Annotated in this window: 9 protein-coding genes and 1 pseudogene; 8 read left to right on the top strand and 2 right to left on the bottom strand. The window is 61.6% G+C overall.

Annotated elements, in window-relative coordinates; genetic code table 11:
• Window positions 1–48: 48 nt before the first annotated feature.
• Both A3714_RS08730 and A3714_RS08725 read left to right on the top strand, forming a co-directional pair.
• Window positions 49–240: pseudogene (locus A3714_RS08730) on the top strand (YeeE/YedE family protein); the annotation flags it as partial.
• Window positions 237–662, top strand: a complete 426-nt coding sequence (locus tag A3714_RS08725) for a YeeE/YedE family protein (RefSeq protein ID WP_062815282.1) — start codon at window positions 237–239, stop codon at window positions 660–662. The pseudogene A3714_RS08730 and the gene A3714_RS08725, both read left to right, overlap by 4 nt.
• Before the next feature lie 152 nt (window positions 663–814).
• Here A3714_RS08725 and A3714_RS08720 read toward each other — a convergent pair whose 3' ends face one another.
• Both A3714_RS08720 and A3714_RS08715 read right to left on the bottom strand, forming a co-directional pair.
• Window positions 815–1,291, bottom strand: coding sequence for a glutathione peroxidase (locus A3714_RS08720; RefSeq protein WP_062815281.1), 477 nt, complete (start codon window positions 1,289–1,291; stop codon window positions 815–817).
• A gap of 82 nt (window positions 1,292–1,373) precedes the next feature.
• On the bottom strand, window positions 1,374–2,063 hold the full coding sequence (locus tag A3714_RS08715; RefSeq protein ID WP_062815280.1) for a type 1 glutamine amidotransferase domain-containing protein: 690 nt from the start codon (window positions 2,061–2,063) through the stop codon (window positions 1,374–1,376).
• A gap of 136 nt (window positions 2,064–2,199) precedes the next feature.
• Here A3714_RS08715 and A3714_RS08710 point away from each other — a divergent pair, with 136 nt between their 5' ends.
• From A3714_RS08710 to A3714_RS08685, 6 genes are all read left to right on the top strand, one after another.
• On the top strand, window positions 2,200–3,561 hold the full coding sequence (locus A3714_RS08710) for a deoxyguanosinetriphosphate triphosphohydrolase (RefSeq protein WP_063510015.1): 1,362 nt from the start codon (window positions 2,200–2,202) through the stop codon (window positions 3,559–3,561).
• Between the two features lie 281 nt (window positions 3,562–3,842).
• On the top strand, window positions 3,843–5,096 hold the full coding sequence (locus A3714_RS08705) for a hypothetical protein (protein ID WP_197463395.1): 1,254 nt from the start codon (window positions 3,843–3,845) through the stop codon (window positions 5,094–5,096).
• Window positions 5,097–5,115: 19 nt separating this feature from the next.
• Entirely contained in the window at window positions 5,116–5,562 is a 447-nt protein-coding gene (locus A3714_RS08700) for a hypothetical protein (protein ID WP_063510016.1), read from the top strand.
• Entirely contained in the window at window positions 5,559–6,392 is an 834-nt protein-coding gene (locus A3714_RS08695) for a hypothetical protein (RefSeq protein WP_063510017.1), read from the top strand. Before A3714_RS08700 ends, A3714_RS08695 begins: the two co-directional genes overlap by 4 nt.
• A 38-nt stretch (window positions 6,393–6,430) precedes the next feature.
• Window positions 6,431–7,063, top strand: coding sequence for a CsgG/HfaB family protein (locus tag A3714_RS08690; protein ID WP_063510025.1), 633 nt, complete (start codon window positions 6,431–6,433; stop codon window positions 7,061–7,063).
• 71 nt (window positions 7,064–7,134) lie between these two features.
• Window positions 7,135–8,295 (top strand): PDZ domain-containing protein, encoded by a 1,161-nt coding sequence (locus tag A3714_RS08685; RefSeq protein WP_063510018.1) that lies wholly within the window; start codon window positions 7,135–7,137, stop codon window positions 8,293–8,295.
• Window positions 8,296–8,307: the final 12 nt, after the last annotated feature.

The raw sequence follows: 8,307 nt of genomic DNA, 5'->3' as shown, positions 1-8,307 counted from the left end.
AGTGGCCACCAGTGAGCGCGGGGAGAGTCGGGAAATGCCACAGACCCCTGGCCGCTGTTGATCCTTGCCGGGCTGATTGTCGGCATCAGCACCCGCTACGGCGCCGGCTGCACCAGCGGCCACGGGGTCTGTGGCATTTCCCGACTCTCCCCGCGCTCACTGGTGGCCACTCTGGCGTTCATGGGCAGCGGCTTTGTCACCGTCTATGTGGTTCGCCATTGGCTGGGAGGGGCGCTATGAACCGTTCCCAACTGAGTGCCTTCATCGTCGGCCTGATTTTCGGAATCGGCTTGTTACTGGCCGGCATGGCCAACCCGGCCAAGGTGCTGGCCTTTCTGGATCTGGCCGGCGATTGGGATCCGTCCCTGGCGCTGGTAATGGTGGGCGCCATTGCGGTGGCGTCGGTGGGCTTTGTCCTGACCAAGGGTCGTCACCTGGCCTGGAGTGGCGACCCCATTCAGATACCCGGCAACCGCAAACTGGACCGGCGGCTGGTGCTGGGCTCACTGGGTTTCGGGGTGGGCTGGGGGCTGGCGGGCTTTTGTCCAGGCCCGGCGCTGGTGGCACTGGGCACCGGCAGCCTCAAGGCCGTGGTCTTCGTTGCCGCCATGGTGGCGGGGATGGCGGCCTTTGAATGGCTGGAAAGGCGTAAGAGCGCGTAAAGGCAGCGACAAGCTACAAGGCGCGCCAATGGCCGTCAGGTCCTTAAAGGGCATGCCCGCGCCCGATCCTAAAATCGCGGGCTGCGAACTTGCCGCATATCCCGACCTGGATCGCGTTGCAGCTTGAAGCTTGTAGCTTGCAGCTCGGCTTTCTACAGCAGGGCTTCAATATCCTTGCGGATCGCTTCCGGCTTGTCGGTGGGCGCATAGCGCTTGATGACCTTGCCATCCCGGTTGACCAGAAACTTGGTGAAGTTCCATTTGATGGCCTTGCTACCCAACACACCGGTGGCTTCGCTTTTCAGGTAAGCGTACAGCGGGTGGGTGTTGTCACCGTTCACGTCGATCTTGTCGAACATGGTGAAGCTGACCCCGTAGTTCTTCTCGCAGAAAGCACCGATCTCGTCCGCCGCGCCGGGCTCCTGCTTGCCGAACTGGTTGCAGGGAAAGCCGAGAATCTCCAGGCCCTTTTCCTGCAGGTCGTCATAAAGCGCTTCCAGTCCCTTGTACTGCGGCGTGAAACCGCACTTGCTGGCGGTGTTAACAATCAACAGCACCTTGCCTTTAAAATCAGCCAGAGCTTTTTCGTCGCCACTCAAGGTCGTGGCGCTGTAATCATAAATCCCCATGATGTCTCCCAACGGAATCGAACGCCGGCTGGCGCGAGGCTCTTACCTTAACGCAAGGCCCGGGTGCCGGCGAGTCAGGGCATTATCCCTGGGCGCCTTGGCCGCCATAGATCACCTCGACCAGCGTTTCCGCCACGGCCCGGCTGGACTGCGGGTTCTGCCCGGTCACCAGGCGCCCGTCCGCCACCACGTGACTGACAAACTTGTCGCCCAGATCCAGCGTCGCCCCCAACTCTGCCAGGCGAGTCGCCAGCAGGAACGGCATCACATCATCCAGCCCCACTTCCTGCTCTTCCTCGTTGGTAAAGCAGGTCAGGGTGCGGTTTTGCACCAGCGGGGTGCCGTCTTCATTGCGGAGTCCCACCAGCGCCGCCGGGCCATGGCAGACCGCACCGAGCAGGCCACCCTGAGCCCAGGTCCGTTCCATCACCGCTGCCACCAAGGGGTGATCCGGCATATCAAACATGGCGCCATGGCCGCCAGGGACAAAGACACCGGCAAACCCGTCTTCCCAGATCTCTTCCAGGGGACGGGTATCCTGCAGGGCAGAGATGGCTTCCGACCACTGGGCTTTCTGTTCATCATCCGGCACCGAGTTGGGGTCCACGGGAATCTTGCCACCACGGGGACTGGCCACCACCACCGGGATATTTTTCTCCCGGAACAGCAACCAGGGGACTGCGAATTCTTCCAGCCACAGGCCGGTCTGCTGACCCTGACCCATTTGCGATGCACTGGTAACCAGCATCAGCAGGGGTTTATCCAGATTCATTACGCCTCCCGTTCGTGTTTCACTGCGTTCCTGTTCTGTTCATCTCAGCACGGCCCATGGCAACATGCTGTGATTGGTTCTTCTCACGTTGGGTGCGACAGCGTTTTTCATCAAGCCCGCAGGCGGATTTTTTTGTATGGATTGGCACCAGTTACTCAACAAGGCCCGGCTGGGCGGGCGCAGCGCCAAGGATGAGAGCGGTCGCACCGCCTTCCTGCGCGACCATGACAAGATCATCTTTTCCGGCGCCTTCCGGCGACTGGCGCGCAAGACCCAGGTGCACCCGCTGGCCACCAACGACCATGTTCATAACCGTCTGACCCATTCCCTGGAAGTGTCCTGTGTGGGACGCACCCTGGGTATCCGCGTGGGCGAACGGCTGCAACAGCGCCAGTTGCTCCCGGACACGGTCAGCGCCACCGATTTGGGTGACATCGTCCAGTCCGCCTGCCTGGCCCACGATATCGGCAACCCGCCGTTCGGACACACCGGCGAGCGCGCCATCCGCGCCTGGTTCCAGGAACGGGGGCAACGCTTCCTCGCCATGCTGGCCCCGGAGCAGCAAAGCGACCTGACCTTTTTCGAGGGCAATGCCCAGGGCTTTCGCATCATCACCAAGAGTGAATACCACCAGTACGACGGCGGCATGCGCCTGACCTATGCCACCCTGGCCACCTTCCTGAAATACCCCTGGCTGTCCATCGATGCCACCGACAGCAACGGAGCCAGCAGCAAGCCCGGCAAGTACAGCGCCTTTGTGTCGGAAGCCGATGCCTTTCGGGAGGTGGCCGCTGCCACCGGCCTGCGGGAAATTGCTCCGGGCCGTTTCTGCCGCCACCCGCTGGCTTATTTGATGGAGGCCGCTGACGACTTTTGTTACGCCATTATCGATCTGGAAGATGGCCTGGAGATGGACCTGCTGCACTGGGACGAAGTCTATGCCCTGCTGCAACCGGCCCTTCCTGACACCCCCGAGGTCCGCGACCTGATCCATTCCGACCTGCGCGACGGCCGCAAGGCGGCCCTGCTGCGGGGCAAGATCATTGAATGCTTCATTGAGGCCGGGGTGGAGGCCTTCGTGGCCAACCACGACAATCTGCTGGGCGGCAGAATGGAAGGGGATCTGATCAGCCACTGTGAACCGGCGGTGCGCGATGTGGTGGAAAATGCCAAGCAGCTGGCCCGTTCGAAAGTGTTCGAGCATCCACGGAAAATCGAACTGGAAATCGGCGCCTTCGAAGTGATGGGCGCGCTACTGGACGGCCTGATTGAAGCGGCGGTGTCCCATGCCTGCGATAGCGCCCGGAACTATCGCCACGAACGGATCATCGACCTGATCGGCCGACACAGTTTTCCGGAACAACTGGCCTCGCTACCCGAACAGGAACGCATTTATCAATGCATCATGCGGGCACTGGATTTTCTTGCCGGCATGACTGACAACTACGCCACCTATCTGGCCAAACAGTTTTCCGGGATGGCGGAAACCCGATACTAGGGAAGCTCCCACCTACCCCACAGCAACAGGGTATGACACCCGTTTCATCCCGCCGGATACCGGCACCCCTCTCCCGGAAGCGCGGGAAATGGACCACCCCACCCGGTCCGGGGGCCGGATAACACATCACAAAGCCACCGGGTGAATAAACGCGCATCCCCCATATGGGGGATGCGCGCTTATAACTCCCTGCTCAATACTGGTAGTCAAAGCTTCGTGCGGGTGAGGGTCCGGGGACACCCCACACGAAAGCCACAAGAATCCATCCAACGGGGAAGTTGATGGCTACCATGTTTACGCCTGCTGTTTCCGGGGCACGGCCCCTTAATGCCTGCAAGACGCTCCTGATCCCACTGCTCGGTGCCAGCCTGCTGAGCGCCTGCGCCACCGGCCCCAAGCAATACGCGGTGGCACCGCTGGATCCTGCCAAACAGGAATATGTGGCCAGTCAACCAGCGGCCCTGCAGCCCGCCTGGCGCAAACTGTTCCAGGAAGGGCGCCGCAACGAAGTGCTGAACCTGATGGAAATCGGCGCCACCGCGTTCAAGACCGGGGATCTGGATACCGCCCGCCGCACCCTGGATGAGGCCATCGCCAACATCGAAAGCGTCTATGCGGACAACGATGCCGCGCGAAAGGCACGCAGCCTCTGGTACGAGGAAGGCGAAAAGGAATTCAAGGGCGAGCCCTATGAACGCTCCATGGTCTATTACTATCGCGGCCTGATCTATCTGATCGATGGCGATTACGGTAATGCCCGCGCCACTTTCCTCAATGGCCTGCTGCAGGATGCCTTCGCCGAGGAAGAACAGCACACCACCGACTTTGCCTCCCTGGTCTATCTGGCCGGTTGGGCGGCACGTCTGGATGGCAACGAACGCCTCGCCAGTGAGCATTTCGAGGAATACCGCCAGTTTCGTCCCGACGGCCCGATCCCGACTGACAGCGACAATACCCTGATCGTGGCAGAAACCGGCACCTCCCCGCGCAAACTGGCCGACGGCGTCGGTCACTTCGAACTGGTCTACCGTCGCGGCAAGGGCTTTACCGAAAACCGCGCCAGGGTTTCCGGTGATGGCCTCAATCAGACCCTCTACCCGGCGGAAGACGTGTTCTTCCAGGCCTCAACGCGAGGCGGGCGGGCGGTGGATCGCATCATCGAAGGCAAGGTGCAGTTCAAGCAGACCACCGGCAACGTGGGCGACACCATGACCAGCCTCAGCGACAACAGCCTGATCACCGGCATCGCCGCCGGCGCCGGTGGAGGCCTTGCCGCCGGCTTCAATACCATCACCGCCATTGGCGTCGCCGCCCAGGGCATGTCCGCCCGCACCAAGACCCGCGCCGATACCCGCTACTGGACCAGTCTGCCCGACACCCTGCACCTGGGCAGCGCCCGCCTTTCCGGGGATACCCAAAACGCCAATGTCACCTTCACCAACAAGGCCGGCATTACCCAACCACCGGGCAGCAAACCCGCCCGTATTTTCTTCGACAAGAATGGCAACGGCGTGATTTTCGCCAGTGCCCGTTAACCCCGTTAAGGAGAACTCCATGCACGCGAAATTCGCCCTTGTCGCCGGTCTGCTGGCCGGCTCCTTGCTGGTCGGTTGCCAGAGCAGCAGCAAACTGGAACACCAACAGCGCACCGCGCCGACCACCTACAACAGCGTGACGTTTACCGATTACGACCTGAACCGGAATTTCAGTGGCGGCATTCCCGGTCCTCACAAGGTGTTCCGCTTTACCGCCGAAAAGCATGGCATTCGCCGTACCCCGGCCAACACCTCGGAAGTCTTTGTCGTCCTGCGTAACCACACCGACTACAACGGCATCCTGGAAGCCCGCACCCAGTTCTTTGACCAGTCCGAGATTCCCACCGACGTGGAACCGCGCTGGCAGCGAGTGGTGGTACCGGCCAACTCCACCAGTGTCTATCTGGAAAAATCCACCACCACCGAGCCGCTGAAATACCGGGTGGAAGTGAGGCAGGCAAAATGAAGACTTTCGTCGCTCTCGCCCTGCCCCTTGCCTGGCTGGCCAGTAGCCATGCCCTTGCCCAGCAGGATCACCCCGCCACCGAAATGATGGCACCCGCCCAGGTCCCCATGAGCGAGGAAGCCTACGCGGAAAGCCTGCGCGATCCGTCCCAGCGCCCGCCGGAACAGGACGTCATCCGCCGTTTTCGTCAGACCTTTCCCGACCAGGGAAAGCCGCGCATTGCCGTCTTCTGGAATCGTGAATTTCCCACCCGGGTCAGCGACTGGTACAGCCACCACCGCGGCAGTCTCAATGCCAAAGGCGAGCTCAGCGTCACCGGCAAGGATGCCCGCGAAGAAAAAGGGCGCGCCACACTGACCATGGAACAGGAAAGCCGCGGCGGTCTCCGTCCCTCAGACCGCAACGCCATTGCGCTGGGTCTGCAAGGAGGGCTCATCAGCGCCTTCAAGCAAGGCGGCGCCACCGTCATCGATCAGGCCATGGCCCAGCGCATAACCGATAACGCCCTGGAAGACGGCACTTTCGAACGCGCCTCCCCGGACCAACTGCGCCTGCAAATGCGGGCCCTGTCCCAGCATGCGGATTTCGTGCTGGAGCTGGTGGTGGGCAGCGAATTTGATCGTGACGGTCTGTACCAGGTGCGCGTGCTGTCCGTGAAAGACGCCAGCGTGGTGGCCGTGTTCAACACCGATGGCAAGCCACCGGGCAGTGAAGACCAGCATGCCTGGGTGGTCACCGATGGCGGCTTCGAAAAACGCGATCGCCCACAACCCATGAGCACCACCGGCAAGGAAATCGCCCTGCACACCATGGCCCAGATGAGCCAGTGAGCACCCAACCTATTCACGTATTCCACGAGGGGAACACCATGAACGCTTTCAAACCCATTGCCATCCTCAGCGCCGCCGTGCTGCTCAGCGCCTGCGCGCCAACCCGGGTCGATAACGCCGCCGGACAACCCTCCGTCTATCAGGACGTGGGCAGCGCCGGACGCGTCCAGGGGGTCGGCATCGAGTCCCAGGACGTGGTGGCCATGACCGACCAGATGATGCGCAGCCTGCTGGCCAACCCCATGGTTTCCAACCGCACCACCCCGCCACGGGTACTGATCGACATGGACGGCTTCAAGAACGAGAGCACCTCGGTGATCAACCTGAACATGCTGGCCAAGCGCCTGCAGATCGAACTCACCCGGGCTGCCAACGGCCGCATGGTGTTCGTCAATCGCCAGAACCTGGCGGCGATCCAGAAAGAGCGTGAGATCAAACGCGAAGGCCTGGTGGATGGCGGCACCATCCGCAAGACCCAGGCCACCGCCGGGGTCGACTACCAGATGTTCGCCACCATCACCTCGCAGGACGCCATTGATCGTCAGAGCCAGATGCGTCAGCGCTACCACTACATTTCCTTCGAAATGGTGGACATGGAGCTGGGCACCCTGGTGTGGGGCGACGGCTTTGAAATGAGCAAGGCCACTCAGGACAACGTTCTTTACCGCTAACCCGTTTTCTGTCCGCGGGCGCCACGGGAACGACCGCCCGCCCGGACAGGCGATTACAGGAGATCATCATCATGGAACGCATTTCTGCCAGCATCCGCTTGGGGGCGGTCGTGCTCGGTTCTGCACTACTGGGCGCCTGCGCCTCCAGTTATCAACAAGGCAGTACAAGCAGCCCCGCCGTGACCACCGTTAACGGCAGTGTGACCACCTCAACTGACACCGGCGCCTATCACGCACAGGTACTGCAGGCCAGCCAGACCGGCCAAACCGCCTGCGTACAGGCCGAAGTGGTATCCGGCAAGATGGTCTACCATTCCACCCTTGTTGCGCCTGGCAGTTTCCAGGTGCAAGCGCAGCACTCCGAAGGCGCTTGGCGTTGTGTCGATTACAGCAACAACGCTGAACAGGTTTGGGCTCTGCTGGATTCCTCCTCTCTGGCGTCTGACGGCCAGTCGCCCACCGGAGAACCCCTCGGTAAGGGCTTGCTCGGTATCCGCATCAACCAGACCGAAGATAAACATTTCCTGAAAGTGGAAAGCCTGGTGCCGTTGAGTGCAGCGGAGGAAAGCGGTCAACTACAAAGCGGCGACCTGATCGTTGCCATTGGCGAAGGCAAGGACGGGGAACTGACCCCCACCGCCGGCCAGACCCTGCAGCAACTGGTTGCGCAAATGCGTGGCGAGCCCGGCACCTTTGCCCGCCTGAGCATCATGTCTCCGGGCACTGCCGGCACCCGTGACGTGGTCCTTGAGCGTCGTGAGCAGACTGCCGAGCAACAGGCCGCCATCCAACAGCAGCAGATCGACGCCCTTGCTATCAAGGACAATAGTGGCCAGTTCCTGTCGCCCTACACCAGCGATGGCGTGACAGCCGAGTGGGTCAACAAGACCATCAACGTGTCCATGGGCAAGGCAACCGGGTCCGCCGTGGGTGGCGTTGCCGGTGCCTACGCGGCCAACAAGGTACTGGAAAACGTCCCCTTCGGCGGCATGCTGGGCGGCTTTCTGGGCTCCAAGGCCGGCAAGGCTGTGGGCGGCAACACGGCGCTGGAAGCCTCCGGTGGCTGGGACTTCATTCGCAGCAGCTCGGATATTTCCTTCAACTCCATGAATGACATGGCCCGCTGGCTGGCCACCACCCACCGGGACAAGAGCAACTTTGTGGATGTGATCAAGGCCGCCGACAAGATCTACCCGGGCCTGCAAACCGCCGTCGCCAATTCGGCACGTTGATCGGGAGCCTTC

The sequence above is a fragment of the Alcanivorax sp. HI0007 genome (assembly GCF_001635525.1).
In the GTDB taxonomy this organism is placed as follows: Bacteria; Pseudomonadota; Gammaproteobacteria; order Pseudomonadales; family Alcanivoracaceae; genus Alcanivorax.
The sequence above is the reverse complement of the archived record's forward strand: the minus strand, read 5'-3'. Positions and strand labels throughout refer to the sequence as shown.